General features: G+C 69.8%; 18 protein-coding genes. 9 read left to right on the top strand and 9 right to left on the bottom strand.

All coding sequences use genetic code 11. From position 1 onward, the window contains the following. Together ACIRDX_RS05000 and ACIRDX_RS04995 are read left to right on the top strand one after the other, a co-directional pair. On the top strand, positions 1 to 1,143 hold a 1,143-nt coding region (locus ACIRDX_RS05000; RefSeq protein WP_396624303.1), incomplete at its 5' end, for a peptidoglycan DD-metalloendopeptidase family protein. A 212-nt stretch (positions 1,144 to 1,355) separates the two neighbouring features. Next, entirely contained in the window at positions 1,356 to 3,008 is a 1,653-nt protein-coding gene (locus ACIRDX_RS04995; RefSeq protein WP_396624302.1) for a M20/M25/M40 family metallo-hydrolase, read from the top strand. Between the two features lie 353 nt (positions 3,009 to 3,361). Here the strand turns inward: ACIRDX_RS04995 and ACIRDX_RS04990 are convergent, their stop codons facing one another. Further along, positions 3,362 to 4,339 (bottom strand): sugar phosphate isomerase/epimerase family protein, encoded by a 978-nt coding sequence (locus tag ACIRDX_RS04990; RefSeq protein WP_396624301.1) that lies wholly within the window; start codon positions 4,337 to 4,339, stop codon positions 3,362 to 3,364. A gap of 55 nt (positions 4,340 to 4,394) precedes the next feature. Between ACIRDX_RS04990 and ACIRDX_RS04985 the strand changes: the two genes are divergently transcribed. Continuing rightward, the gene (locus ACIRDX_RS04985; protein WP_396624300.1) at positions 4,395 to 5,501 is read left to right on the top strand and encodes a winged helix DNA-binding domain-containing protein; all 1,107 of its coding nucleotides are present in this window, start codon (positions 4,395 to 4,397) and stop codon (positions 5,499 to 5,501) included. Positions 5,502 to 5,698: 197 nt separating this feature from the next. Here the strand turns inward: ACIRDX_RS04985 and ACIRDX_RS04980 are convergent, their stop codons facing one another. Together ACIRDX_RS04980 and ACIRDX_RS04975 are read right to left on the bottom strand one after the other, a co-directional pair. Continuing rightward, positions 5,699 to 7,528: a DNA/RNA helicase domain-containing protein gene (locus tag ACIRDX_RS04980; RefSeq protein ID WP_396624299.1), complete on the bottom strand. Its 1,830-nt coding sequence runs from the start codon at positions 7,526 to 7,528 to the stop codon at positions 5,699 to 5,701. 380 nt (positions 7,529 to 7,908) lie between these two features. Then, entirely contained in the window at positions 7,909 to 8,469 is a 561-nt protein-coding gene (locus tag ACIRDX_RS04975; protein ID WP_396624298.1) for a DUF7010 family protein, read from the bottom strand. A gap of 121 nt (positions 8,470 to 8,590) precedes the next feature. On the opposite strand from ACIRDX_RS04975, the gene ACIRDX_RS04970 reads away from it, so the two are divergent. The 3 genes from ACIRDX_RS04970 to ggt all read left to right on the top strand — a co-directional run bounded on the left by ACIRDX_RS04970 (position 8,591) and on the right by ggt (position 12,045). Then, a complete protein-coding gene (locus tag ACIRDX_RS04970; protein WP_396624297.1) occupies positions 8,591 to 9,580 on the top strand; it encodes an aldo/keto reductase in 990 nt (329 codons plus the stop codon). A 225-nt stretch (positions 9,581 to 9,805) separates the two neighbouring features. After that, the gene (locus ACIRDX_RS04965) at positions 9,806 to 10,330 is read left to right on the top strand and encodes a YfiT family bacillithiol transferase (protein ID WP_396624296.1); all 525 of its coding nucleotides are present in this window, start codon (positions 9,806 to 9,808) and stop codon (positions 10,328 to 10,330) included. Between the two features lie 20 nt (positions 10,331 to 10,350). Then, complete coding sequence (gene ggt, locus ACIRDX_RS04960; protein WP_396624304.1) at positions 10,351 to 12,045, top strand: gamma-glutamyltransferase; 1,695 nt, start codon at positions 10,351 to 10,353, stop codon at positions 12,043 to 12,045. A 108-nt stretch (positions 12,046 to 12,153) separates the two neighbouring features. Here ggt and ACIRDX_RS04955 read toward each other — a convergent pair whose 3' ends face one another. The 4 genes from ACIRDX_RS04955 to ACIRDX_RS04940 all read right to left on the bottom strand — a co-directional run bounded on the left by ACIRDX_RS04955 (position 12,154) and on the right by ACIRDX_RS04940 (position 17,085). Then, a complete protein-coding gene (locus ACIRDX_RS04955) occupies positions 12,154 to 12,576 on the bottom strand; it encodes an OsmC family protein (protein ID WP_396624295.1) in 423 nt (140 codons plus the stop codon). Positions 12,577 to 12,689: 113 nt separating this feature from the next. Beyond that, on the bottom strand, positions 12,690 to 14,168 hold the full coding sequence (locus ACIRDX_RS04950; RefSeq protein WP_396624294.1) for a thioredoxin-like domain-containing protein: 1,479 nt from the start codon (positions 14,166 to 14,168) through the stop codon (positions 12,690 to 12,692). 177 nt (positions 14,169 to 14,345) lie between these two features. Then, entirely contained in the window at positions 14,346 to 15,911 is a 1,566-nt protein-coding gene (gene malQ / locus ACIRDX_RS04945) for a 4-alpha-glucanotransferase (protein WP_396624293.1), read from the bottom strand. A gap of 7 nt (positions 15,912 to 15,918) precedes the next feature. Next, positions 15,919 to 17,085, bottom strand: coding sequence for a pyridoxal phosphate-dependent aminotransferase (locus ACIRDX_RS04940; protein WP_396624292.1), 1,167 nt, complete (start codon positions 17,083 to 17,085; stop codon positions 15,919 to 15,921). A gap of 82 nt (positions 17,086 to 17,167) precedes the next feature. Here ACIRDX_RS04940 and ACIRDX_RS04935 point away from each other — a divergent pair, with 82 nt between their 5' ends. Further along, positions 17,168 to 17,989: a hypothetical protein gene (locus ACIRDX_RS04935; protein WP_396624291.1), complete on the top strand. Its 822-nt coding sequence runs from the start codon at positions 17,168 to 17,170 to the stop codon at positions 17,987 to 17,989. A gap of 72 nt (positions 17,990 to 18,061) precedes the next feature. Here ACIRDX_RS04935 and ACIRDX_RS04930 read toward each other — a convergent pair whose 3' ends face one another. Beyond that, positions 18,062 to 19,687 (bottom strand): amidase, encoded by a 1,626-nt coding sequence (locus ACIRDX_RS04930; protein ID WP_396624290.1) that lies wholly within the window; start codon positions 19,685 to 19,687, stop codon positions 18,062 to 18,064. 39 nt (positions 19,688 to 19,726) lie between these two features. Between ACIRDX_RS04930 and ACIRDX_RS04925 the strand changes: the two genes are divergently transcribed. Beyond that, positions 19,727 to 22,156, top strand: coding sequence for a prolyl oligopeptidase family serine peptidase (locus ACIRDX_RS04925; RefSeq protein ID WP_396624289.1), 2,430 nt, complete (start codon positions 19,727 to 19,729; stop codon positions 22,154 to 22,156). Between the two features lie 77 nt (positions 22,157 to 22,233). Next, positions 22,234 to 24,783 carry a zinc-dependent metalloprotease gene (locus tag ACIRDX_RS04920; RefSeq protein ID WP_396624288.1) on the top strand — a complete coding sequence of 850 codons (2,550 nt, stop codon included), beginning with the start codon at positions 22,234 to 22,236 and terminating at the stop codon, positions 24,781 to 24,783. A gap of 465 nt (positions 24,784 to 25,248) precedes the next feature. Here the strand turns inward: ACIRDX_RS04920 and ACIRDX_RS04915 are convergent, their stop codons facing one another. Beyond that, positions 25,249 to 26,562, bottom strand: coding sequence for a hypothetical protein (locus tag ACIRDX_RS04915; RefSeq protein WP_396624287.1), 1,314 nt, complete (start codon positions 26,560 to 26,562; stop codon positions 25,249 to 25,251). Between the last annotated feature and the right edge of the window lie 14 nt (positions 26,563 to 26,576).

Genomic DNA, 26,576 nt, shown 5'->3' with positions numbered 1-26,576 from the left:
CTCGCCAGCCTCCTGCGCGCCCACCAGGTCAGCGACGACATCGTCCACCACTTTGTCGAGACCGCGAAGACGCGGTTCGACCTCCGTCGCCTCCGCGCCGATCGCCCGTATCGGCTGCAGGTCGGGCTCGACGGCGCCATTCGCGAGTTCACCTACCAGATCGACGCCGACAAGTTCCTCAAGGTGGTCGGTTTCGACGCCAAGGCGACGCCGGACGCCCTGCCCGAGTACGACGTGCAGGTGGTGCCGTACGAGAAGCACAAGGCGCTGATGTCGGTCCGCGGGGAGATCTCGAAGGAGACCCCGTCGCTCATCGCGGCCGTCAACGAGGCCGGCGAGAGCATCGGCCTCGCGCTCGAGTTCGCGAAGATTTTCGAAGGGGAAGTCGACTTCGGCAACGAACTGCAGCCGGGCGATTCCTTCGAGATCCTGTTCGAGAAGGTCGTCCGTCAGGGCGAGTTCGGCGGCTACGGCGACATCCTGGCGGCCCGGTTCACCACCGGCGGGCGCAGCTTCGAGGCCTTCCGCTACGAAGTGCCCGGCCAGAAGGCCGACTTCTACGACCGCGACGGCCGCTCGATGCGCCGCTTCTTCCTGAAGACGCCGCTGAAGTTCGAGCCGCGCGTCACGTCGGGCTTCTCGTTCCGCCGTGTCCACCCGGTGCTCAAGACCGCCCGCGCACACCGCGGCGTGGATTACGGCGCCCCGAGCGGCGCCCCGGTCCTCTCGGTGGCGAGCGGTACTGTCGTCCGCGCCGGCTGGACGGGTGGCGGCGGCAACTCGGTCTACCTCAAGCACGACAACGGCTACGAGACCCGCTACCTGCACTTCTCGCGCATCGCCCCGGGCCTCCGCGCCGGCATGCGCGTGGCGCAGGGCGAGCTCATCGGGTACGTGGGGTCGACCGGGCTGTCGACCGGCCCGCACCTGCACTACGAGCTCCTGAAGGGCGGCGTCCACGTGAACCCGCTCGACGAGCACCGGAAGCTGCCCCCGGGGCAGCCGATCCCGGCCGGCGCGCTCGCGGCTTACGTCGAGCACCGCGACCGGCAGGCCTACCGGTTCGCCGGCTCACCGGACCGCCCGCTCGGCCGCCTGGCCAAGGCCGTCGCGCCCGCCGCACCGGCCACCGCCGGCAACTGACCGCGCCGACATCTGGGCCGGGTTGGGACAACCGGCCCTACCGTTGCTCACAGGTAGGGCGCGGTGTCTCACCGCGCCGCTGTGCTTTGCGGCCGGATGGAACACCCTGCCCGGCCTTGATCCCATACCAGAGGTAACATCGTCCGTTCGTCCGTCGTCTTTCCGGGATGTCCCGGTGAGCGGGACCGCACGTGTTTCAAGGAGCTGCACCGATGATTAGCCGGACCTTTCTGGCCGACCAGCGCCGCGTGATGATCGCCGCGGCGATGGTGGCCACCACCCTCGTCTCGCCCGCAGCCGCGCAGACGCGTGACCAGGCCGACCTCGACGCCCTGTACCGGATCAAGCAGGAGGGCACCAGCAACTCCAAGGTGATGGAGACGCTGAGCTACCTGACCGACGTCCACGGGCCGCGCCTCACCAACTCGCCGTTGATGTTCCAGGCGTCGGAGTGGGCGCAGCAGCAGCTCAAGGCCTGGGGCCTGGCCAACGTCCACACCGAGAAGTGGGGACCGTTCGGCCGCGGCTGGGTGAACGAGCACACGTCGGTGCGCATGGACGCGCCGCAGCCCTTCGTGATGCTCGCCTACCCCAAGGCGTGGACGCCCGGCACCGACGGCGAGGTGAGCGGCGAGGCCGTGACCGTGTCGATCGAGAAGGATGAGGATTTCGCCAAGTTCAAGGGCACGCTGAAGGGCAAGTTCGTGCTCGTGTCGCCGCAGCGCGACATCGCCGCCTACTTCGAGTCGCCGACGCGCCGCTTCACCGACGAGGGCCTCGAGGAGCTCTCGGAGGAGCAGATCGGTCAGCGGCAGCGCTTCCCGGCGGGCATGAACTTCGGCGCCGCGGCGGCCCTGCGCAAGAAGCGCATGGCCTTCTACAAGGAAGAGGGCGTGCTCGCGGTCGTGGAGATGTCGTCGGGCATGCGCGGCGACAACGGCGCCGTCGTCGCCCAGGGCCCCGGGCCCGGCGAGGGTGACCGCACGGTGGAGGGCCAGGCGCCCCTGCCGCAGGTGGTGCTCGCGGCCGAGCACTACGGCCGCCTCCTGCGCGTGATCGACAAGAAGCTGCCGGTCAAGCTCACGATGAACGTGCGCAACCGGTTCGTCGACACACCGCTCGACAGCCACAACATCATCGCGGAGTTGCCGGGGACCGACAAGGCCGACGAGGTGGTGATGATCGGCGCGCACTTCGACTCGTGGCACACGGGCACGGGCGCGACCGACAACGCCGTGAGCTCGGCCGTCATGATGGAGGCGATGCGCATCCTGCAGGCGTCGGGGCTCAAGACGCGCCGCACCATCCGCATGGGCCTGTGGACGGGCGAGGAACAGGGCCTGCTCGGCTCGCGCGCGTACGTGAAGGAGCACTTCGCCGACCCGCTCGACATGAAGCCGAAGCCGGAGCACGCCAAGCTGTCGGTCTACCTGAACATGGACAATGGCGGCGGCGCGTTCCGCGGCGTCTACCTGCAGGGCAACGAGGCGGCAGCGCCGGTGTTCGAGGCGTGGATGAAGCCGTTCCACAACTTCGGGATGCAGGCCCTCACCATCCGCAACACGGGCGGCACCGACCACCAGGCGTTCGACGGCGTCGGCCTGCCGGGCTTCCAGTTCATCCAGGATCCGCTCGAGTACTCGTCGCGCACGCACCACACCAACCTCGACCTGTACGAGCGCGCGATCCCGAAGGACCTGATGCAGAACGCCATCGTGGTTGCGTCGTTCGCCTACCAGGCCGCCAACCGCGACGCGCTGTTCCCGCGCAAGCCGATGCCGAAGGCCCGCCCGGGCGGGATGCCGGGCATGCCGCCGACGGGCACGCCGGGGACCGCTGCGGCGCGTCCCGTGACGCAGCGCTGAGAATGCTGCGATGCTGCGATGCCGGAATGCCGGCAACGCATCAGTAGGGCGAGGCACAGAGTTCGTAGCCGTCGGACTTGTCCGACGGTCCGTGGCATCGAAGGGCGCGCTCATCACGGGCGCGCCTTTTCTGTTTCCTTGTAATGCCGCGATGCTGCGATGCTGCGATGCCGGGAATGACGGAGAACCAGGCTCGGCGCTTGGGGCTGGGCTGGAGGGCTGGGCGCTCGGCGCTTGGGGCTGGACCTCAGGCTCAGGAAGGTAGGGCCGGGTGTCCCACCCGGCCGCTATCGTGCAGGAGCAGGTCCCGCGCTCGCCCAGCGACTCCCCTCAGGTCGCCGCAGCCCGGGCACTCAGCGCGATGAGCCGATCGCGTCGCGGAGTTCGCCGAAGAGGCGCGTCACTTCCACGCGCGCGTCGTAGCCGCGCCGCCGCATCGACAGCGTCTCGATCGGGACGTACCCGCGATACCGCGACCGCTTGATGATGTCGACGAGCCGCCGCACGTCCGTGCGCGGCGAGTCCATGCTGCTGCCGAGCGTTTCCTTCACCTGCCAGTTCACCGCGTACGGCGCCGCGAGGGCGATGTCGGCGTACGGGTCGGGCGTGAGGTACTTGCCGGTGTCGACGAGGGCAGCACACCACTCGTGATTCACGCGGTCCAGCAGCGCGAGGTGCTGCGGGCCGGTGCTGATGAAGTCGCCGTGGTTCTGCACGGCGACGATGACGCCGAAGCGCTGGCCGTGCACGGCGCACTCGCGCAGCGCGTCGGCCATCCAGTGCTCCACGTCCTCGCGGGTCGCGTTGCCGGAGGCCTGCTGCCAGGTGCGGAACGGCGCCTGCGAGTCGGCGAATGCGCGCACTGTCGGCGCTCCGAGCTTGGCCGCCACCTCGATCCACGTCTTGATGCGCTGCACGCCCTCGGCGCGCACGGCCGGGTCGGCGGCAGTGAAGTCGTTGCGCACGCCGGTGCCGCTGATCGCCAGGCCGCGATCGAAGGCATGACGCTTCAGTCGCACCAGATACGCGTCGTCTGGCGCGGCGGGATAGCCGGGGAAGAAGTAGCCCGTCAGGTCGACCGCGTCGCTGCCCAGTTGGGCGCAGAAGTCGCACACGCCGAAGAGGTCGAGCCCCTGGCTCTTGTCCTTGGCGTTGGCGTTCAGCAGCTCGAGGAAGGAGTAGGCGTTGACGGCGGGCTTGAGGTGCGGTCCTCCGAGACGCGCGATGGGCGGAGCCGGCACGGCGGGCGCGCTGGCGGCGGGCAGACCTGTCGCCGCGGCGACCGGCAGCAGCGCTGCAGACTCGATGAAGGACCGTCGGGTGTGTAGCATCGGGATGCGCCAGTGTAGAGGATTGCGGCGCCGCACACCCGGAGACGCTCGCCCGATGCTGACCGAACGATTGCGTCACCACCTGCTGACCGGCCAGGGCCGGCCCACGCGGCCTGTCGACGTCGTGCGCTGGTTCGGCGCCATGCAGGCGCAGGATTTCGCTGGCGTCCTCTGGGCAATCGCGCAGCGCATGGACCGGCCGGTCACCGAGGCCGACCTGCTCGCCGCGTTCGACGAGGGCGCGTTCGTGCGGACGCACGTCCTCAGGCCTACGTGGCACCTGGTGGCACCGGAGGATCTGCGCTGGATGCTGGCCCTCACGGCGCCGCGTGTCCATGCGGCCAACGCGGCGCGCTACGTCGAACTCGGACTCGACACCCGAACGCGGGCCAGGGCGGAAACGGTACTCGCGAAGGCGCTCGCGGACGGCGCATTCCGCACCCGGCACGAACTGGCCGAGGCCCTGCGCGCGGCAGGCGTTGCGCCCGACGGGCAGCGGCTCCCCCATCTGCTGATGCACGCCGAGCTCGAAGGCCTGATCTGCAGTGGTCCCCGGCGCGGCAAGCAGTTCACGTATACCCTCCTCGACAGCCGCGTGCCCGCATCTGTGATGCCAGGCGCGCCCGGCGACGGGCGTGGTGCCCTGATGCGGCGCTACTTCACCAGCCATGGGCCTGCCACGGCACGCGATGCGGCGTGGTGGTCGGGCCTGACGATGCGCGACGTCCGCGACGGCATTGAGGCGGCCGCGGGCTTCCTCCGCCGCATCGAGGTGGACGGCGAACCGTGCTGGACGGCGAGCGACGACGCCGTTCCGGGGTCGGGCGGGCGCAAGCGCCGAGCCCCCGCGAGGGCCACCGTGCACCTGCTGCCGAACTTCGACGAGTACGCGGTGGCCTACCGCGACCGCACGGCGCTGCTGCATCCATCGACGCCGGTGACGACGGTGGCGCAGTCGGCGCTGCTCTCGCAGCCGCTGGTCGCGGGAGGCGTCCACGCGGGCCGCTGGCGCCGCACGCTCCCGACGCGCCAGGGCGCGCCGGTCGTCGTCGACATGGAGTGGCTCGAACGGCCCACGGAGGAGCAGGCCAGCGATGCGGTGCGCGCCGCCGAGCGCTACGCGGCGTATCTGGACGCGCCGCTGACCGTGTCGGCGCGGTGAGAATGCCGCGATGCCGGGAATGCCGAAAAGGGGGCGCGGGTGGCTGGGGGCTTGGGGCTTGAGGGTCGGCCGGGGAGGGCTAGCTCGTGCCTCGACACCATCAGGGCCAGTTCTCGCAGCCCGCCCGCGGACCTGCGTGGTCAGGTAGGGCCGGCTGTCCCCTTCGACTCCGCTCCGGGCCCGCCAACCCGGCCCCCCTACAGCTGCGTGAAGCCGATGTCGGTGAAGTACTGCCAGGTCTCGTCAAGGCCCTCGAGCGGCGGCACGAAGATTACACAGGCATCACGGCCGCGCGTTAGCAAGACACGGTACGCATTCAAACGAAGCTGCATGGCGTCCTTGACCATCGCGCGACGCTGATACCCGGACGCGAGCGCATTGGACCACATGCCGTCGTACAGGCGCAGGTCGGAGCCCCAGGCCAGCAAGGTGGCGTCGAGTTCCAGGCCCTGAGCCGCGAACTCCGTGACGCACTCTTCCATCAAGCGGCAGCTGCGGCTTGCGTACGCGTCCTCGGCGTCGCCGTACCACGGGCCCACGCGAACACGCTTGGTCGACTGGAAGTCGTTCATCACACCGAACCGCGTCAGGTGCTTGTCCTTTGATGATGCGAGCAGGCCGAACCGTGCCTCGCGGTCGTCTGCGTACCGCTCCCGCAGGTATGCCTTCGCCACGTCGAGCGACCGCGTGATCCGGAAGTTGAACCCGACGTGCTCGAGTCCAGCGGCCTCGGGCTTCAGCATGTCGGACGGAGTAGCCTCGAGGAGACGTGCCACGAACCTGTGCAGGTTCGACGCCTGGTGCTGGCGCAGGGCGTTGTCGAGATTGAGTCCCGGGTGCACCCGGAACGGCACCCGCCCCCCGTCGAACACAGGCTCGACGAGCAGCGGGCCATGCACAGTCCACTCGCCGCTCCGGCTCGAGCCCTCGACCGCGGACCTCCACTGCACGAGGCCGCCCTCCTCACCGACGTGGATCTCCTGGCCAGTGCCGATGAGGCCAAGGACCACGCACCACGTGTTGACGCGGTCCGCAAAATCGATGAAGTGCTCAGGCTCTGATTTGGCCGGCCCGTCATGTTCCGGGTGCTTGAACGCCACCATTTCGGCGTCGAACGCGCGCTGCGCCTCGTCGAAGATCAACACGTGCTCGGGCGGCACGAGGCCGGGCTTGCGTGAGTAGGTCTTCACATAGTCCTTCACGCCACGGACGAAGGTCTTGCCTCCACCTCCCGAGGAGCGGAACTCGTGCTGGAGGACCTCCACAAGAGGGCCGTTGCCACTGAGGAACACGGCCGGCGACGCTGGGCGTCCGTCACCGCGCGGGACGGCAAGGTCGTCAAGAAAGCGCGCATGCGCCGTCTGCAGGCCGACCAGGGTCTTGCCCGCTCCTGGTACGCCAGTGAGCAGCACCAGGTGCCTGGTGCCGGTTGCGGCCGCGTGGTGAATGATCTCGTTGATGGCGTCCAGTGCAGGCTCAGTGTCCGCGTGCGCCTTATGGATGCGTCGAAGCGTTCGCGACTCGAACAGCTCGCGTGCGGCCTCGATCAGGGTCGGCAGTGGACAATAGGCACCCTCGTCGAGGAACTGCTCGCGAGTGAGCACGCTGTCGCCGACGGCCCTTGCCGAGAGCTGCTCAACCAGCGTATCGACAGCGTCCGGCCCGGCCACGTGGACCGTCCCGGCCTCTCGCACGTAGCCGCGGGCCCGGGTAGGAACGAGCACGGCGACAACTTCGCGGTCCCAGCACTCCCGGTGATAGCACTTGAGATCGCGAGCGTAGGCCGCGGCCTGATCGATATCTGCCTGTGACGGCTGTTCCTTGCCCTTCAGTTCAATGACCAGGACGCCGTCACCCACCAGCAGCACCACATCAGGGCGACGAGACTCCAGGGGCAGTTCGTACTCGAGGATGGCTGAGTACTTCTCGGCCAGCCGATCCTTCAGCAGGACCTCGCCGACCTCACGCTGGAGCGGCGGGATTGAATCGGTCCAGGCCCGCATCTGCTCCGGCGACGCGTCTCTCACGAAGGACTGCAGTCGATCACGGATGAGGCCTGGCTCGGCCGCGGAGAACGCGGGGAAGTCAGACTCCCAGCCATAGCGCGCGCGTCGCTCTGTCATGTCGCGCCAGGATACTCACGCCGGACGCACGTCACCAGGAGGTATTTCTTCCCACCTGTGACGATAGGAGAACAGACTGGGTGTTCTACTACAGGGTCGAGGCCAACACCCTGAATTGCATCGTTGGGCCAGGCATGACCGACCGTCGGACAAGTCCGACGGCTACGGACGTCTCAAGCCCACGGAGATGTCCGTGACGAACATCCAGGGGGCGGACGCCTTGCGTGGATGGCTTCGCGGCGAGTGGGCGAAGCCCCTCGCCCGAGCATTTCGAATGTCCAATTTCAAATTGCCACCACACGCGCACGCCAGCGCTGCTCCAGCACCACCATCGTCACGACGTACACCGCGACGATGACGAGCGGGAGCACGACGAAACGCTGGGTCGGGAAGGCGTAGTGCGCGGCGACGAGCGCGAGCGTCCGCACGCCTGCGTGGAAGTAGCCCACCCAGTGCTCGATGAACCACGACACGGGCAGCCACATGAGGCCAGACAGGATCCCCACCGACAGCGGCAGCGACGAGGGCTCGACCATGAAGAACGGGATGGCGATGCCGTAGACGAGCAGCGACATGGCCACCGTGTGGAAGAACAGCGCATCGAAGGCGTTCTTCGGGCGCGTCTTGTCGAGGAAGTCCTCGCCGGTGAGCTTCGAGAGGCCGATGCCGAGGTAGACGATGGAGCCCGTGGCCATGAAGAGCACGAACCACGCCGCACCAGGGACGGCCAGCCCGGCCACGGCCACCACCAGCCACGCGATGGCGCCCGCCAGGGGCATCGCCAGAAAACGACGCGACGCGAAGTCGCGGCGCTGCTCGTCGAGGGACCGCTCGATCTCTGCCATGGAGGCCTCCCTGCACCGTCGCTGGACGGCGGCTCATCGGTAAGTATTGGCGTAGTTTATCGCGTCGCGGCGTCGCCGGTTCCCAACACCGGGTAGCGGCACGGGCAGGTACACTCCGCAGATGCACGAGCGCTCGCTCGGCCCGCCCAGGGTCCCCGTCTCCGCCCTCGGCCTCGGCTGCATGGGCATGTCCGACTTCTACGGCCCGCGCGACGACGCCCAGTCCATCGCGACGATCCATCGGGCCGTGGACCTGGGCGTGACCTTCTTCGACACCGCCGACATGTACGGGCCCTACACCAACGAGCGACTCGTCGGCCAGGCGCTCGCGCCCTACCGCGACCATGTCCTCATCGCCACCAAGTTCGGCATCGTCCGCGACCTGACGGACCCGACCAAGCGTCGCATCGACGGCACGCCCGAGTACGTGAAGGCGAGCTGCGACGGCAGCCTGCAGCGCCTCGGCGTCGATCACATCGACCTGTACTACCAGCACCGCGTCGCGCCGGGCACGCCGATCGAGGAGACGGTCGGCGCGATGGCCGACCTCGTGCACGCCGGCAAGGTGCGCTTCATCGGGCTGTCGGAGGCGAGCGCCGCGACGATCCGTCGCGCCCACGCCGTGCACCCGATCGCCGCGCTGCAGTCGGAGTACTCGCTGTGGAGCCGCGACATCGAGGACGACATCATCCCGACGTGCCGCGAGCTCGGCATCACGGTCGTCCCCTACAGCCCGCTCGGGCGCGGATTCCTCACGGGAGCGATCCGCCGCGTCGAAGACCTCGCCGAAGACGACTTCCGGCGGCGATCGCCACGCTTCCAGGGCGCGAACTTCGCGAAGAACCTGGAGCTCGTGGACGCGGTGGCCGCGATGGCGCAGGACCGCGGCTGCACACCCGCGCAGCTCGCGCTGGCGTGGGTGCTGGCGCAGGGCGACGACATGGTGCCCATCCCCGGCACCCGCAGCATCGCCAGGCTCGAGGAGAACGTCGCCGCAGCCGACGTGCACCTCGACGACGCCGACCTTGCGCGCCTCGCGTCCATCTCACCGAAGGACAAGGTCGCCGGCGAACGCTACACGCCGGATGGCATGGCGTTCGTGAATCGGTAGACAGCCATTCGGAATTCAAAGTTCAGAATTCAGAATTCAGCGCAGCTCGGAGCACGGTCGGGCTGCCGGGAAGATACACCACAGCGGTCAGGGCAGGTCGGATGCGACCAGGAGCTTCTCCTGACCGTGCCCCGGCCCGTGCTGCTCCGCGAAGCGAGGAGGCGTGCGCCCCGCGCTGCATTCTGGACTCTGAATTCTGAATTCCAGCTTGATAGACTCGCCTCCATGTCAGACGCCCTCCGCTATCCCGTGGGCCGCTTCGTGTTCGACGAGCACGGCGGCGCCGATGTGCGCCGCGCGGCCATATCCGCCATCGGCCAGTTCCCGCAGGCCCTGAGGACCGCGGCCACGGCGCTCTCCGAGACGCAGTTGGCCACGCCGTATCGCGAGGGCGGCTGGACCGCGCGTCAGGTGATCCACCATGTGGCCGACAGCCATCTCAACGCCTACATCAGGACGCGCTGGCTGCTCACCGAGGATCGCCCCACGCTGAAGGCGTACGACGAGAAGGCGTGGGCCGAACTGCCCGATGCCGCGTTGTCGCCCATCGAGCCGTCGCTGGCGCTCGTCGAGGCCATCCACCAGCGCTGGGCGACGCTGCTCGAGGCCCTGCCGGACGAGGCCTTCCTGCGCGAGATCGTGCATCCCGAGCGCGGGCCGATGTCGCTCGACAAGCTCGTGCAGATGTACGCCTGGCACGGGCGTCACCACATCGCCCACCTGCAGATCGTCGCCGGGACGCACGCGTGAGCGCGACGACCTCCCCCGTCATGCGCCTTGCGCTGGCCACGGTGCTGGCGCTGGCCTGCGGTGCCTCGACGACGGCCCAGGACCGGCTGTCGGGTCGGCCGTTCGCCTCGCGATCCGAGGTGATTGCGCGCCACGGCATGGTGGCCACCAGCCATCCGTTCGCCACGCAGATCGCACTCGACGTGCTCAAGGCCGGCGGCAACGCCGTGGATGCCGCGATCGCCGCCAACGCGTTCCTCGGGCTCGGCGATCCGGGCAACAGCGGCATGGGCGGCGACCTGTTCGCCATGGTGTGGGACCCGAAGACGCGACAGCCGTATGGGCTCAACGCCTCGGGACGCTCGCCGCGCGGCATGACGCTGGCCGAACTGAAGCGACGCGGGCTGTCGCGGATTCCTGCCAACGGGCCGCTGGCGGTGAGCGTGCCCGGCTGCGTCGACGGCTGGTTCATGCTGCACGCGCGGTTCGGCAGCACGCCGATGGCCCGCCTGCTCGCGCCGACCATCGCGTATGCGCGTGAGGGCTTTCCCGTCGCGCCCGACATCTCGGACGACTCTCGCCTCCGCCTGAGCCAGCGCCTGCCCGGGACACCAGCGGGCAGTTTCGCCAACCTGCGCGCGCTGTACATGCCCGGCGGCCAGTTCCCGGCCAAGGGCGCGCTCTTCCGCAATCCGGACCTCGCCGACAGCCTCGAGCTGATCGCGAAGGGCGGCCGCGACGCCTACTACAAGGGGCCGATCGCCAAGGCCATCGCCACGCACATCCAGGCGCAGGGCGGCTTGCTGTCGGTGGACGACTTCGCGGCGCACACCTCCGACTGGGTGACGCCGGTGAGCACGACCTATCGCGGCCACCGCGTGTGGGAGATGCCGCCCAACACGCAGGGCAGCGCCGTGCTCGAGATGCTGAACGTGCTCGAGGGCGTCGACCTCGCGAAGGCCGGCTTCGGCAGCGCCGACCACGTGCACTGGTTCACCGAGGCCAAGAAGCTCGCCTTCGAGGATCTCGCCGCGGTGTACGCCGATCCGGGCTCGATGAAGGTGCCCGTCGAGAAGCTCCTCACGAAGGAGTACGCGGCGCAGCGGCGCGCGCTCGTGAAGCCGGACGTCGCCGGCGTGTACGACTCGGGCTTCCCGGTCGACAGCCACACGGTGTACCTGACCGTCGCCGACAAGGACGGGATGATGGTGTCGCTCATCCAGAGCAACTCGCTGTCGTTCGGGTCGATGGAAGTGGCGCCAGGCACGGGCTTCGCCCTGCACAACCGCGGCATGTGGTTCGAGCTGCGCGAGGATCACCCCAACGGCTACGCGCCGGGCAAGCGCCCGTTCCACACCATCATCCCCGCGATGGTGACGCGCAACGACGAGCCCTTCCTCAGCTTCGGCCTGATGGGCGGCGACATGCAGCCGCAGGGCCACGTGCAGGTGCTGCTCAACCTGATCGACTTCGGGATGAACCTGCAGGAGGCCGGCGACGCGCCGCGCATCTACCACGTCGGATCGTTCCCGCGCAGCGGTCACGTGCCCAACGTCGGCGAGCTGAACCTGGAGCAGGGCTACCCGGCCGAGACGATCCGGGAGCTGATGCGGCGCGGCCACAAGGTGACGCACGCGTACGGCATGTACGGCGGTTACCAGGCCATCATGCGCAAGGACGGCGTGTACTACGGCGCGTCGGAGAGCAGGAAAGACGGATACGCCGCCGGCTACTGACGCTGCGCGTCAGTAGCCGGCGGAATGCTGCGATGCCGCGAATGCCGACAATGTCGCAAGGTGATTGCCTTCCTGCGACATTCCCGGCATCGCAGCATCGCAGCATTCTCAGACCAGCTTTGCGCTGAGCGTGATCTCGACCGCGCCGAGCGCGCGGCTGATCGGGCAGCCCTTCTTGGCCGCCTCGGCGTACTCGAGGAACGTCGCCTCGTCGATGCCGGGCACCTCGCCCTCGGTCACCAGGTCGATGCGCGTGATGCTGAAGCCCTCGCCCACCTTCTCGAAGTTGACGTTGGCCACCGTGGAGATGCGCGTCGCGTTGATGCCGCCCTTGCCGAGGCCGGCCGACAGCGCCATCGAGAAGCAGCCCGCGTGCGCCGCCGCGACGAGTTCCTCGGGGTTGGTGCCCGTGCCGCTCTCGAAGCGCGACGTGAAGGAGTACTGGCCCTCGTAGGCGCCGCTCCCGAGCTTGACCGTCCCGTTGCCGTCCTTCAGCCCACCGTTCCACTGCGCACTCGACGTACGAATCATGTGTATGTCCTCTCCTGAAAGTCATCCGTCGACGTGAACGTCGACGGCCACGAACCATTGCCTTCGAACCGCAACGCCGGCCGCAGGCGGCCTGCAGCCTGTCGCCGGTGGCCCTACCTGATCTCGAGCGTGCGGACGACGCCAGTCGCCAGGTCCACCACGCGCACCGCGTGGTTGTTGGTGTCGGCCACGTACACGTGCCGCGAGGTCGCCGACAGCCCACCCGGTTCGTAGAAGCACGCGGCACCCGCCGCGCCATCCACGTGCCCGGGGCGCCCGGACCCCACCCAGCTCTGCACCCGACCCGTCGTCGGATCCAGCCGCCGAATCCGATGATTGTACGTGTCGGCCACCAGGATCTGCCCCCCAGCGACCGCCAGCCCGAGCGGGTGCTGGAAGCGGGCCTCGTCGCCCACGCCATCGACGTCGCCGAACTCGAACAGGTCCCCGCCCGCGATGGTCCGCACGGTGTTCTCGGGCGGCAGGGCGACGGCACGCACGATGTTGGCCTCGGCATCGGCCACATACAGCGTGCGATCGGCCAGCGCCAGCCCGGACGGCTGGGCGAATGCGGCAGTATCCACGTGCCCGTCGGCGCGGCCCTCGGCGCCGGTGCCGGCGTAGCGGATCACGAGCCCGCGGTCGGGATCGAGCAGCCAGAGCTGGTGCGGTCCGGCCATGGCGATGAAGAGCAGCCGCCCGTCCCACGCCAGGTCCCACGGCGAGTTCAGCGACGTCTCGAGCGCCGCGCCGCCGTCGGTCTGCTGCCACGTCGACTGCCGCCCCGTGCCCGCGACCGTGCTCACCTGCCCTGACGCAAGGTCGATACGCCGCACCAGGTGGTTGCCGGCATCGGCCACCCACAGCACATCGCCCGCCAGCGCCATCCCCTGCGGCTCCCGGAACTGCGCGTCGCCGGCCGCGCCGTAGTCGCGCCCCGGGATGCCGGAGCCGAACACGCGGCGCAGCCGCCCCTCGAGGTCCGTCTCGACGATCCGGTGGTGCTGCGTGTCGGCGATGAAGAGGCGCCCGCCGGCCTCGTCGGCCAGCACCTTGCCCGGGAACGCGAGTGGCCCGTCGATCGCGCGGTCCTCCGGCGACAGCGGACGCGGCGTGCGGTCGAGCAGCCCTTCCTGCTCGAACACGGCCGCGACGGCCGTGATGACCTCCTCGAGCTGCGCGCCGTGCCCCTCACCGGTCGCGGTGCCGACCACGTAGCCGCGGGGATCGATGAGCACCTGCGTGGGCCAGGCCCGCACGGTGTAGGCCTGCCAGATGTGGAACGCCGCGTCGTTGGCCACCGGATGGCGGATACCCAGACGCTGCAGCGTGCGGCGGATGTTCTCCGTGCTGCGCTCGTTGTCGAACTTGGCGGCGTGGACACCGATCACCACGAGGATGTCGGCGAACTTCGCCTGCAGTCGCTGCAGGTCGGGCAGCACGTGCAGGCAGTTGATGCAGCCGTACGTCCAGAAATCGAGCAGCACGATCTTGCCGCGCAGCTGCGCGAGCGTCAGCGGCTCTGGCGTGTTGAGCCACGCGATGGCGCCGTCGAGTTCCGGCGCGCGAACGGGTCCGATCTCTTCTTCCATGTGTTCGTGATGTGAAATGACGGCGCGGTGGGACACCGCGCCCTACCTCTGTGTGTGCGACGCGACGGATACCGCGCCCCGTCTCTGTGTGTTGGACGCGCCAGACACCGCGCCCCGACCTCTGTGTCGTGACGGTCTCGGAGGTAGGGCCGCGTGTCCCACGCGGCCGCTATCCGATTACCGCTGGGAGGCGTCGATCATCGCGCGCAGCGTGTCGGCGCGCTCGTGGCCCTCGGGATCGTCGAGCAGGCGATCGACGGGAATCGGGCTGGCCCAGCTCCAGTTGTGCGGACCGACGGTCGCCGGCACGTTGATGCGATCGCGCCAGCCGAAGATGTCCTGGAGCGGGAAGATCACGAGGTCCGATCCCGACTCCAGCAGCGTCCCCAGCAGCGCGTCCCGCAACGCATCGTCGTACGGCTGATCGGGGGTGAAGCCGGCGTCGGCCAGCGACGGAATCGCGAGGAACGCCGTCCGTTCCTCCATCGAGGTCGTCTCCCACCAGTCGGCGAGCATGTCGGTGTCGTGCGTGCCCGTGGTGGCCAGCGAGGTGGCCGCGTAGCCGGCGGGATCGTGGAACGGCTGGCCTTCCGCGTGCCAGTTGCGCTCCCAGCGCATCACCTTGTACCCCGGGAGCTGCAAGCGATTCAGCGATGCGCGCACGAAGTCGGGGATGGTGCCGAGGTCCTCGGCGATGAGCGCCGCTCCCGCCGAGGCGAAGGCCTCGACCACTGCCTCGCCGAGCGCGCACTGCTCGGGTTCATCGGCCGGGACGAAGCGCGGGGCCTCGCCGTCGAGCGGTCGCCAGTAGGTGCGATAGAAGCCCACGAGATGGTCGATGCGGAAACCGTCGAACATCGCGGCCATGCGGCGGCCACGCATCCGCAGCCAGCCGAAGTCGTCGGCGCGCATCTCTTCCCACAGGTACACCGGCAGGCCCCAGTCCTGCCCCGTCTCGGAGAAGGCGTCGGGGGGCGTGCCCACGGTGCATTCGCGCGAGAAGAGGTGCTGGTGCGCCCAGACGTCGGCGCTGTCGGCGCTCACCATGAACGGCAGGTCGCCAACCAGGGCGATACCCTCGAGGTCGCGCCGCGCCTGCTCCCACTGGCGCTGCGCCACCCACTGCAGCCAGCAGGTCTCGAGGAGGGCCTCCGCATGCGTGGTGCGGGCCTCGGCCAGCGCATCGGCGTCGTGCGCGGCGAGCCCGGCGGGCCAGTCCCACCACGCCCGTGACTCGTAGTGGTCGTGCAGCACGCGGAACAGCGCGTAGTCGTCGAGCCACCAGGCCTCGTCGGCGATGTAGGCGCGGAGGTCGCGAGCACGGGCGCCGTCGCGCGCCCACTCGGCGTCGCGGAAGTGGAGGAACGCGCGTCGCAGCACCGCCTCCTTCAGCACCATCGCCTCGGCGTAGGGCACCACGGCCGACTCGTTGATGACGGCGAGACGGACGCGCTCGTCGTCCTGTAACGCCGCGTCGCCGAGCGCCGCCACCTCCGGCACATCGTCCACGGCGATGAACAGCGGCTCGATCGCCATGGCACTCAGCGCCGAGTACGGCGACGTCTGGCCGGTCGCCATGTCGTTGACGGGCAGCACCTGCAGCAGACGGAGGCCGGCGGCGCGCAGCCACGGGCCGAGACGAGCCAGGTCGGCGATGTCGCCGGTGCCCCAGCTGCGCGTCGACCGCGCGGAAAAGATCGGGAGGAGCAGGCCGGCACGGCGGCCGAGGGTGGGATGGGGCATGGTCGGTTCAGGCGGGCTGCAGCAGCGGCAACGCGCAGAGGACATCGAGGCCGACACGCATGTCGGCCTCGGGCGTGAGCAGGCTCAGCACCAGGTAGCCGTCGTGCGGCAGGTCGTAGAAGTAACCGGGGTGGACGATCACGTCCTGCGCCAGCATCGCGAGCGCCACGTCGTCGGGCCCGCCGACGCACGGCACGCGGAGCACCACGCTCCAGCCGCCGTCGGGCAGGCGGGCGTCGATGGCCGTGCCGGCGACGCGCGCGACGACCTGCGCCAGGTTGGCGCGCAGCCGGGCCGCGATGGCGGCACGCACGGCGGCGCCCTCGGCGAGCAGCGTCGGTGCGGCCACCTGCACGGGCGTCGACACCGAGAGGTACGTGTCGGCAATCAGTTCGAGCGCGTCGAGTGCGCCGCGCGTCAGGTCGTCCGGTCCGTCGACGGCAATCCACCCCAGCTTGGCCTGGGGCAGGCCGACGAGCTTCGACAGTCCGTTGAGACGAAAGGTGAGCACGCCTGGCAGGTCGGGGATGCGCACGTGGTCGACGCCCGCCGCCAGCGGGTAGGCCGAGAACACCTCGTCGACGATGAGCGCCAGGTCGTGCTCGCGGCACACCGCGGCGATCGCGGCCCACTCGTCCGGGGACGGCACCGACCCGGTGGGGTTGTTGGGCGCGACGAGGACGATGGCGCGCGTCCGCGGCGTGATGCGGTCGCGGAGGTCCCGTTCGTCGAGTTCCCAGCGGCCGGCATCGCGGAAGGTGTACCTGTCGACGACGACCGCGTCGAGGTGCGCGAGGTGCTCGAAGAGCGGGTAGCTGGGACAGGGCACCAGCACGCCGTCACCGGGATTGCAGAGCAGCTTGAACAGGTGCGAATACGCCTCGCTGGTGCTGGCCGTGAGGATCAGCCGGTCCGCGCTCACGGCATCGCCCACCGAGGCATGCCAGGCCGCCACGGCCTCTCGCGCGGCGCCCGAGCCCCGGGGGTCGGGGACGTACCGGAGGGCGTCGACGTTCGACCAGGCGGTGGCCAGCGTTTCCGGATATGCCAGTCCAGCCGCTGTAGGATTGGACAGCGTCAGGTCGACGATCCGTCCGGGGCGCGCGCGCCGGGCCGCCACCGCTGCCGCCAGCGGCGAGGGCACGAGCGAGGACGGCAGCCGGGTCGAGAACATTCGCTTCCGGCAGCTTACCATCCGCGTTCCGACGGCATGGTGACGGGCGAACGAGGGGCCCGCTGGGCCCGGGAGAACGTGCATGCGTTACGTGAAGATGGCTGTGCTGGCCCTCGTCGCCGCCGCGGCGGTCGGGTGTATCTCGATCGACTCGGTCGTCAAGATCAAGGCCGACGGCTCGGGCACGATGGAGCAGACGATGCTCATCAACAGCTCGGCGATGGGGATGATGGGCATGATGGGCGGCGGCGACGCGAAGGCGGCGCCCAAGATCGACCCGGCGACGATCTTCTCGAAGGAGAAGCTGCAGGCCCAGGCGGCCGAACTCGGCGAGGGCGTCACGTTCGTGTCGAGCGAGCCGGTCACCCAGGGCGACATGAAGGGCGTGCGCGCCGTCTACGCCTTCAAGGACTTCAACACGCTCAAGGTAAGCACGGCGCTGCCTGACATGGACCAGGGCGCCGCCAAGGCGACGGGCAAGGGCGAGCCGCTGCCGATCAAGTTCACGCGCGGCGCCGGATCGAGCATGCTGACGATGAACATGCTCGACGAGCTTGCCAAGGCCGACGCGAAGAAGAAGGCCGAGCCCACGAAGACCGCGGGCACGCCGGAGATGCCCAAGGAGATGCTCGCGATGCTCGCGCCCATGTTCAAGGACATGCGCGTGGCGATCGCCGTCGAGCCGGTGGGCACGCTGGTCCGCACCAACGCGACGCACGTGCAGGGCAAGCGCGTCACGCTGTTCGACGTGGCCTTCGGCGAGCTCTTCGCCAATCCCGCCGGGATCGAGACGATGGAGAAGCTCGGGAGCAACCCCTCGCTCACCGAGATTCAGGCGGCCCTGAAGGGCATGAAGGGCATCAAGATCAACGAGGTCGAGAAGCTCGAGATCGAGTTCAGGTAAGAAGAGCGGCTACGGGCTGCGGGCTGCAGGCTACAGGCTACAGGCAGCCTGTAGCCCGTGGCCTGTCGCCTTCTACACCAACGCGCTGGCCGTGTACTGCGGCGCCCGCCGCAGCTTCGTACGCTGCTCGTAGTCGTGGGCGATGCCGATGAGCGTGCCCTCCGACCACGCCGGGCCCGTGAACGACACGCCTACGGGCAGACCTCGCACCAGTCCAGCGGGCACCGTGATGCTCGGGTAGCCAGACACTGCTGCCGGCCCAGAGCTGCCGCCCGTGCCGTAGTCGCCGTTGACGAGGTCGGTCAGCCACGCGGGCCCGCCGCTCGGCGACAGCACCGCATCCACCTTCTTGAGCGCGAACAGCTTGTCGAGGCCCTCGGTGCGCGACAACCGCGCAGCCTTTGCCTTCGCCGCCAGATACGCCTTGTCGGTGAGCGGTCCCTTGGCCTGCGCGGCGATGAAGATGTCCTGGCCGAAGTACGGCATCTCCTCCTTCGCATGCGCCTCGTTGAAGGCGATCAGGTCCTTGAGCGTCTTCATCGGCGCCTTCGGACCGAGTGACGCGAGGTAGGCCTCCACGCCGGCCTTGAACTCGAACAGCATGAGCTCGTACTCGGCCGCGCCGAACTGGCCGCGCGTCGGCAGGTTGGCCTTGTCCACGATGACCGCGCCGGCGCCCTCCAGGGCCGTGATGGCCTCTTCCATCAGGGCGTCGACGCGGGCGTCGAACCCGAAGAAGTTGCGCATGATGCCGATGCGCTTGCCCTGGAGCGCGCCAGGCTGCACGAACTCGCGGTAGTCCTTGGCCCGCTGTTGGGCCTTCGTCGCGGCGTCGCGCGGGTCGGGGCCGGCCATCGCCTGCAGCAGGGCGGCAGCGTCGGCGACGGTACGCGCCATCGGGCCCGCCGTGTCCTGCGTGGACGAGATCGGGATGATGCCGCTGCGGCTGACGAGGCCGACCGTGGGCTTGATGCCGACCAGGCCGCACCGCGACGAGGGGCAGATGATCGACCCGTCGGTCTCGGTGCCGACGGCGATGGCGCACAGGCTGGCCGCTGCCGCCACACCGGACCCGGTGCTCGAGCCGCAGCCGTTCCGGTCGAGCGCATACGGGTTGCGGGTGAGGCCGCCCCGTCCGCTCCAGCCGCTCGTCGAGTGCTCGGAGCGGAAGTTGGCCCACTCGCTGAGGTTCGTCTTGCCGAGGATCACCACGCCCGCCTCGCGGAGGCGCGTGACCAGGCCGGCGTCGCGCAAGGGCCTGGCGTCGACGAGCGCCAGCGACCCGGCGGTCGTCTTCATGCGATCGGCCGTGTCGATGTTGTCCTTGATCAGCACGGGGATGCCGTGGAGCGGTCCGCGCACCTTGCCGGCCTTGCGCTCGATGTCGAGCCGCTCGGCGATGTCGAGCGCATCCGGGTTGAGCTCGATCACGCTGTTGAGCGCCGGGCCCTGCCGGTCGATGGCGTCGATGCGCCGGAGGTAGGCCTGCGTGAGGGCGCGAGCCGTCAGCTGCCCGGACTCGAGCGCGCGGCGCAGGTCGTCGACGTCGCGCTCGGCCACCTCGTCGCCGACCGCGAGGGGGGCACTCGAGACGCGCGGCGGCTCCTGCGCCATGGGCGTCTGGGCGAGCGCGGAGGCGCCTGTCGCGAGTGTGGTGGTGCCGACGACGGTGTGGTGGAGGAACTGCCGACGATCCATGGGCGGATGTTACAATCCCGGCCTCTCCGGAGGCCACTGATGACACGCTCCTGGCTGGGCGCGATGACGCTCACCGCGCTCGCGATCCCGTCCTCGCTCCTGGCGCAGTCCGGGCCAGGCTACCGCGTGCCGCCCGCGCCGATTCCCGCCATCCTCGATGCGGCGCCCGCGCCGACCGCGCAACTGTCGCCCACGGGCGATCGCCTGCTCCTGCTCCACCCACGCGCCATGCCGACGATTGCTGAGCTGGCCGAGCCGGTGCATCGCCTGGCCGGCGTGCGATTCGCCGCCGCGTCGGGCGCGCCTGTGGGTGGCGTCGGGTATGCGGCGCTGTCGGTGGCCGGGCTCGACGGTGGCGCACCGCGCGCGGTGCCTGTGCCGCTGGGCGGTGCCGACCGGATGTTGCCGATCGGGTTCGCGCCGGACGGATCCCGATTCGCCGTCGGGGTCGTGCGCGCCGATCACGTGCAGTTGTGGCTCGTGGACCCGGTGGCCGCCACGGCCAGGCAGATCCCCGACGTCCGTCTCAGCACTCCGCTCGGCATGCAGTGCCACTGGCTTGCCGACAGCACGGCGCTGGCGTGTCTCACGGTGCCGGCCGACCGTGGCGCCATGCCTGCCGCGCCACGGGCTCCCGCCGGGCCGAACGTGCAGGAGACACGCGGCACGCCGGCCCCGGTGCGCACCTATCAGGACCTGCTGACCAGCGCACACGACGAGTCGGTGTTCGCCTGGTACACCACCAGCGTCATCTCGGTGATTCCGGTGGCAGGGGGCGCGCCGCGCACGGTCGGCAGCGCCGGCCTGCACACGATGGTCAGCCCCGCGCCGGGCGGGCGCTTCCTGCTGGTCGAGTCGATCGAGCGGCCGTTCTCGCGGCTGGTGCCCTACGACGATTTCCCCAAGCACGTGCGCGTGATCGACATGACGGGTGCCGAGGTCTACTCGCTCGCGAAGCTCCCGCTGGCCGATGCGGTGCCCATCAACGGCGTGCCCACGGGTCCGCGTCGGTACGACTGGGACCCCACGCAGCCCGCACGCCTGACGTGGATCGAGGCACTCGACGGCGGCAATCCGAAGGCGACGGCCGCCCATCGCGACCAGTTGATGGCGCTCACGGTGCCGAGCCGCATGGCGCCGACGGCCTGGCACCAGACACAGCATCGCTTCATGGGGGTCGCCTGGACCGAGGACGGCCAGGCGCTCGTGACCGAGTACGACCGTCCGACGCGCGGCACGCGGCTGTCGCTCGTCGCACGCGACGGGACCGCCCGCGTGCTGTCGCAGCGATCGACGGAAGACGCCTACGCCCACCCCGGCACGCCGTACCGGCAGCCCGGCAAGGACACGGTGCTGACGCATGCGGGCAGCATCTACCTGCTCGGACAGGGCGCCTCCCCGGAGGGCGACCGCCCGTTCGCCGACCGGCTCGACCTGGCCACCGGCAAGGCCACGCGCCTGTTCCGCAGCAGCGGCGAGCAGTTCGAACAGGTGGTCGCCGTCGTCTCGCGCGACGGCAGCCGCCTGCTGACGCGGCACGAGTCGAAGACCTCGCCGCCCAATTACGTATTGCGGACGCTGGGCGCGGCGGGCGGCGACGGCTCGCGGCTCGCCCTGACCGCGTTCGGCGACCCGGCGCCACAGATGCGTGGCGTGACCAAGGAACGCCTCACCTACACGCGCAAGGACGGCGTCGCGCTGAGCGGCACGCTGTACCTCCCGGCGGGATATACGGCCGGGACGCGCCTGCCGCTGCTGATGTGGGCCTATCCGCAGGAGTTCACGAGCGCGGCGGCCGCTGGGCAGGTGAGCGGGTCGCCGTACCGCTTCGACAGCATCCGGGGGGCGTCGCACCTGCTCCTGCTCACGCAGGGCTACGCCATCCTCGACGACCCCTCGATGCCGATCGTCGGCGCCGGGGAAACGGCCAACGACCACTACGTCGAGCAGTTGGTGGCGAGCGCCGAGGCGGCCGTCGATGCGGTGGTGGCGCGGGGCGTGACCGATCGCGACCGGATTGCGGTCGGCGGGCACAGTTACGGCGCCTTCATGACCGCCAACCTGCTGGCGCACACCGACCTGTTCCGTGCCGGGCTGGCGCGCAGCGGGGCGTACAACCGCACCCTCACGCCGTTCGGCTTCCAGTCGGAGTCGCGGACCTTCTGGGAGGTGCCGGAGGTGTACGCCCGCATGTCGCCGTTCTGGTTCGCCGACCGCATCAAGGAACCGATCCTGCTGACGCACGGCGAGGCCGACAACAACCAGGGCACGTTCCCGATCCAGTCGGAGCGGTTCTACATGGCCCTGAAGGGCCACGGCGCGACGGTGCGGTATGTCACACTGCCGCACGAAGCGCACGGCTACGCCGCGCGCGAGTCGGTGCTGCACACGGTGGCCGAGATGCTCGACTGGCTCGACACGCACGTGAAGCACGCGCCCGCACGTCCGGCGACTTCGGCGAGCCACTGAGTCGCGTCATTCTCTCGTCGCCCCGGGCCAGGCCCGGGGCCGCGCGCGCCGGCCCGTCCGGCGGCGTCACGTCACGCATGCACACCCACACACGCGCCCTGCTGATCACGCTGTCCGTCCTCACCGCCGCCGGCATCGCCTCGCCGGCGGTCGCGCAAACGGCGCCCGCCACGCTGGCGGAGCGCACGAAGGCCTGGACGCGGATGGACGGATTCGTCCCGATGTACTGGGACGAGGCCTCGGGCAAGCTGTACCTCGAGATCACGCGCTTCGATCAGGAGCTCCTCTACCAGGTGTCGCTGCCAGCGGGCCTCGGGTCCAATCCGATCGGCCTCGACCGCGGCCAGCTTGGCGACACGGCCGTGGTGACGTTCCAGCGGGTGGGGCCGAAGGTGCTGCTGACGCAGGCCAACTACCGCTTCCGCGCCATCAGCACCGACGCGGCGGAGCGGCAGGCCGTGGCCGACTCGTTCGCGAGGTCGGTGCTGTGGGGCTTCAAGGTGGAGGCCACCGAGGGAGGGCGCGTGCTGGTGGACGCGACCGACTTCCTGCTCCGCGATGCGCACGGCGTGATCGACCGGCTGCGCAGCGCCAACCAGGGCGCCTATCGCGTCGACCCGACGCGGACGGCGATCTACCTGCCGCGCACGAAGGCGTTCCCGAAGAACTCCGAGATCGAGGCGACGGTCACGCTGATCACCGACGGCTCGCCGGGCGCGCTGGTGCGGCAGGTGGCCCCGACACCCTCGGCGCTCACCGTGCGGCAGCACCATTCGTTCGTGCAGCTGCCGGATCTGGCCACGCACTCGTTCACGCCGCGCGAGGCCGATCCGCGCGCGGGCGGCATCGACCTGATGTTCCACGACTACGCGTCGCCGATCACCGAGCCGATCGAGAAGCACTGGGCGCTGCGGCACCACCTGCAGAAGAAGGATCCGTCGGCGGCCGTGAGCGATGTCGTCGAGCCCATCGTGTACTACGTGGACAACGGCACGCCGGAGCCGATCCGGAGCGCGCTGGTCGAGGGCGCGCAGTGGTGGGCGAAGGCCTTCGAGGCGGCGGGCTTCCGCAACGGCTTCCAGGTGAAGGTGCTGCCGGCCGATGCCGACCCGATGGACCTCCGCTACAACATGATCAACTGGGTGCATCGCTCGACGCGCGGCTGGTCGTATGGCGCCGCCGTCGAGGACCCGCGCACCGGGCAGATCCTCAAGGGCAACGTGAGCCTCGGCTCGCTGCGCGTGCGGCAGGACATCATGCTGGGCACGGGCCTCGTGGCACTGGCCGACAGCGGCGGTCCGGGCGCGCCGCTCGCAGGTGCTCTCGCGTGCGCGGCGGGCGACTCGCCCGATGCCGAGTACCTCGCGGCGCTGGATCCGAGCACCGACGCGACGGCGATGGCGCTCGCGCGCATCCGCCAGCTCTCGGCGCACGAGGTGGGCCACACCCTCGGCTTCACGCACAACTTCGCGGCGAGCACCTACGGCCGCGCGTCGGTGATGGACTACCCGGCGCCGATGGCGAAGATCACCAACGGCAAGGTCGACCTGTCGGAGGCGTATGGCGTGGGCATCGGGGCCTTCGACGAGTTCGCGGTGAAGTACGCCTACAGCCAGTTCGCGCCAGGCGCCAACGAGGCCGCCGAACTCTCGCGCCTCGTGGACGAGGCCACGGCGAAGGGCCTGCTGTTCATCGCCGACACGGACGCGCGGCCGGCTGGCGCCGCGCATCCGCTGGCGAGCCTGTGGGACAACGGCAGCGACCCGGTGGCCAACCTGAAGCACGAGCTCGCCGTGCGTGCGCTGGCCATGGGCACGTTCGACATCGCCAACATTCCCGACGGCCGCTCGCTCAGCTTCCTCGAGCAGCAGTTCCTGCCGCTCTACTTCCACCATCGCTACCAGGTGCAGGCGACGGTGAAGTCGGTGGGCGGGCAGTTCTACACCTATGCCGTGCGCAAGGGCGGTGCGCCTGCGCCGGCCGCGACGCGGATCGTCGCCCCCGAGGTGCAGCGCGCCGCGCTCGACGCGCTGCTCGGCACGCTGTCGCCCGACGTGCTGGTGGTGCCCGATCGCATCCTCGCGCTGCTGCAGCCGAAGACGGAAGCCTTCGGCGGCTACAACACGGAGATGTTCCCGCGCCGCACGGGACTCACCTTCGATCCGGCGTCGGCCGCCGCCATTGCCGCCGACATGACGATCTCCGCGCTGCTGAACCCGGAACGCGCCGCGCGGCTGGTGGAGTTCCACGCACGGGACGCGAAGAACCCGGGCCTGCACGAGGTGATTCAGGCGATTCGCACGGCGCTGCGGCCGGCCAGCGGGCGCGAGGATGCGGCGGCCCTGGCGCAGCGCGCCGCGCAGACGGTGTTCGCCATGCGGCTGATGGAGCTCGGCGCCAACGAGGCGGCCGCGGCCGACGTGCGCGCCATCGCGCAGCAGCAGGTGGCCCAGCTCGCGACGCTCACGGTCGCGCGCGGTGCCTCCGCGGCGGCCAGCCCCGAGTGGACCGCGCACGCCGCGGCGCTGCGCGACATGGTCACGCGCTACCAGGCGCGCCCGTTCTCGCCATACACGCCCCAGAAGCCGCTGCCGACACCGGCAGGGGATCCGATCGGCGGGATGTAGCACAAGGGACGAGGGACACGTACGCAAGAGACAAGGGAGTCACGGGACGAGGGACGAGGGGCTCGAGGGACAAGGGACGAGAAGACCAGTCACCAGGGCGTCGAGGGACAAGTGACGGGGCTCACAAGGGACGAGGGACAAGGCACGCCAGTCGCGAAGGACGGCGCGGGTCAAGCGACGAGGGGCTCGAGGGACAAGGGACGAGAAGACCAGTCACCAGGGCGTCGAGGGACAAGTGACGGGGCTCTCAAAGGGACGAGGGACACGAAGGCTCAGAGCCTGGGCGAGCGCAGCTCATGAAAAGTGGCAGCAACGCTCGGGGCAGGCGATGGGACTCGAGGATCACCTGCTGCAGATCCGGCGCGAGGTGCGCGAGTTGGTTGTCCTCGTCCCTTGTCCCTGCCGCATCTTGTCCCTGTTCCCTTGCCGCCCTTGTCTCTTGCGTACGTGTCCCTTGTCCCTTGTTCAGCTCGCCAGATTCACCCGTCGGATCACCGGCTTCTGCAACGTGTCGAGGGGCGCCGGGACGCCGGGGGCGGTGAAGCGGCGCAGCTGGCTGTTGGCGATGTAGTAGAAGCCGTCGCCGACCACCACGCCCGTCGTCGGTACGTCGTGGTCGGGCAGGTTCGCGTCGAGGACCTCGAGCTGGCGCACGTTGAGTCCGTCCGGGGTGAGGCGCAACCTCACCACCCGCGAGAGACCGGGCAGCCCGTTCTGGATGCCGATGAGATCGCCCCTGTGCGACTCGAGACCATCGAAGCCGACCAGCGTCACCGATGGGGGATGCCCCACGGGTTCGACGGTCCTGGTCGCGAGTGCCACGCGTGACACGCCTTCGAGGTGCGCCACGTACAGGGCTCGGCCGTCCCCGCTCCACGTGAGGCCGGTCGGCCTGAGCTCGGCCCCGATGCGCACGAAGGGGTCGAGGGCCTTCGTGCCCGGACGCCAGCGGTAGATCACGCCGGCCCGTGCATCGGTCATGTAGAGCGCGCCATCGGGCGCCTGCACGATCTCGTCGAGCTGGTGGCCGCCCGCCACGACCGGAGGCGCCGTGCGCGTGACCTGCCGGCCCGACGACAACTGCAGGCGATGCAGGTACGACTGCCCCTCGTCGGCGGCGGCGTACGCCTGCATCTCGGGGCCACCACTGCTCAGCACGTACAGCGCGCCCCGCCGGTTGTCGGCCTCGAGCCCGCGCACGCCGAAGAAGCCCGCCTCACGGAATGTTGCGTAGTCGGCCGCCCTGCCGGTGACTTCGTCGACCACCACGACCTTGCGCTTGTACAGGCTGCCGATGAGGAAGCGGCGCGATCCCCGGTCGTACGTCATCGCCTCCGGGAAGAAGTCGGGCTCGTTCAGGCGGAAGGCCACGACGCTGCGCGCCACGGGCGCCACCAGGGCCTGCAGCTTCTCCTGCCACTCGGGCCAGCGCGGGTCGTCGCGCATCGCCTCGAAGGACGGTGAGATGAGCACATCGGCGGCGATGCCCTTCTCGGCGAGCAGTCCGAGGACGCCGAAGGCCTGGTCGAGTCGGCCGGCACGCACGGCAGCCCGCACCTGCGCGTAGAGAATGTAGGGGTGGTTCGGGGGAGCGCGGCGCGCCGCACGCGCCACGGCCTCGACCGCGGCCGCCACATCGTCGCCGGCCAGCGCCGTGAGGGCCTGCTCGTAGAGCACGACCCACGACGACACGCCCTCGGCGCCTGCGGCCCGGCCGCGTCCCGGAATCCCGGCGCCGAGCAGGGCCATCAGGGCCCGGGCGAACTGGCGGCGGCGCATGCCGCGATTGTATG

Source organism: Luteitalea sp. (assembly GCF_044337415.1).
GTDB lineage: Bacteria > Acidobacteriota > Vicinamibacteria > Vicinamibacterales > Vicinamibacteraceae > Luteitalea.
Note: the sequence above shows the minus strand (reverse complement) of the source record. Positions and strands in the feature narration are given on the sequence as shown.

What these genes read in the sequence shown, in the direction of transcription:
- ACIRDX_RS04985 (WP_396624300.1), top strand. Translation starts at nt 4,395, where the DNA reads ATGCTGACCGAACGATTGCGTCACCACCTGCTGACCGGCCAGGGCCGG.
- ACIRDX_RS04975 (WP_396624298.1), bottom strand. Translation starts at nt 8,469, where the DNA reads ATGGCAGAGATCGAGCGGTCCCTCGACGAGCAGCGCCGCGACTTCGCG.
- ACIRDX_RS04995 (WP_396624302.1), top strand. Translation starts at nt 1,356, where the DNA reads ATGATTAGCCGGACCTTTCTGGCCGACCAGCGCCGCGTGATGATCGCC.
- ACIRDX_RS04935 (WP_396624291.1), top strand. Translation starts at nt 17,168, where the DNA reads ATGCGTTACGTGAAGATGGCTGTGCTGGCCCTCGTCGCCGCCGCGGCG.
- ACIRDX_RS04950 (WP_396624294.1), bottom strand. Translation starts at nt 14,168, where the DNA reads ATGGAAGAAGAGATCGGACCCGTTCGCGCGCCGGAACTCGACGGCGCC.
- ggt (WP_396624304.1), top strand. Translation starts at nt 10,351, where the DNA reads ATGCGCCTTGCGCTGGCCACGGTGCTGGCGCTGGCCTGCGGTGCCTCG.
- malQ (WP_396624293.1), bottom strand. Translation starts at nt 15,911, where the DNA reads ATGCCCCATCCCACCCTCGGCCGCCGTGCCGGCCTGCTCCTCCCGATC.
- ACIRDX_RS04940 (WP_396624292.1), bottom strand. Translation starts at nt 17,085, where the DNA reads ATGTTCTCGACCCGGCTGCCGTCCTCGCTCGTGCCCTCGCCGCTGGCG.
- ACIRDX_RS04990 (WP_396624301.1), bottom strand. Translation starts at nt 4,339, where the DNA reads ATGCTACACACCCGACGGTCCTTCATCGAGTCTGCAGCGCTGCTGCCG.
- ACIRDX_RS04915 (WP_396624287.1), bottom strand. Translation starts at nt 26,562, where the DNA reads ATGCGCCGCCGCCAGTTCGCCCGGGCCCTGATGGCCCTGCTCGGCGCC.
- ACIRDX_RS04965 (WP_396624296.1), top strand. Translation starts at nt 9,806, where the DNA reads ATGTCAGACGCCCTCCGCTATCCCGTGGGCCGCTTCGTGTTCGACGAG.
- ACIRDX_RS04930 (WP_396624290.1), bottom strand. Translation starts at nt 19,687, where the DNA reads ATGGATCGTCGGCAGTTCCTCCACCACACCGTCGTCGGCACCACCACA.
- ACIRDX_RS04925 (WP_396624289.1), top strand. Translation starts at nt 19,727, where the DNA reads ATGACACGCTCCTGGCTGGGCGCGATGACGCTCACCGCGCTCGCGATC.
- ACIRDX_RS04970 (WP_396624297.1), top strand. Translation starts at nt 8,591, where the DNA reads ATGCACGAGCGCTCGCTCGGCCCGCCCAGGGTCCCCGTCTCCGCCCTC.
- ACIRDX_RS04920 (WP_396624288.1), top strand. Translation starts at nt 22,234, where the DNA reads ATGCACACCCACACACGCGCCCTGCTGATCACGCTGTCCGTCCTCACC.
- ACIRDX_RS04955 (WP_396624295.1), bottom strand. Translation starts at nt 12,576, where the DNA reads ATGATTCGTACGTCGAGTGCGCAGTGGAACGGTGGGCTGAAGGACGGC.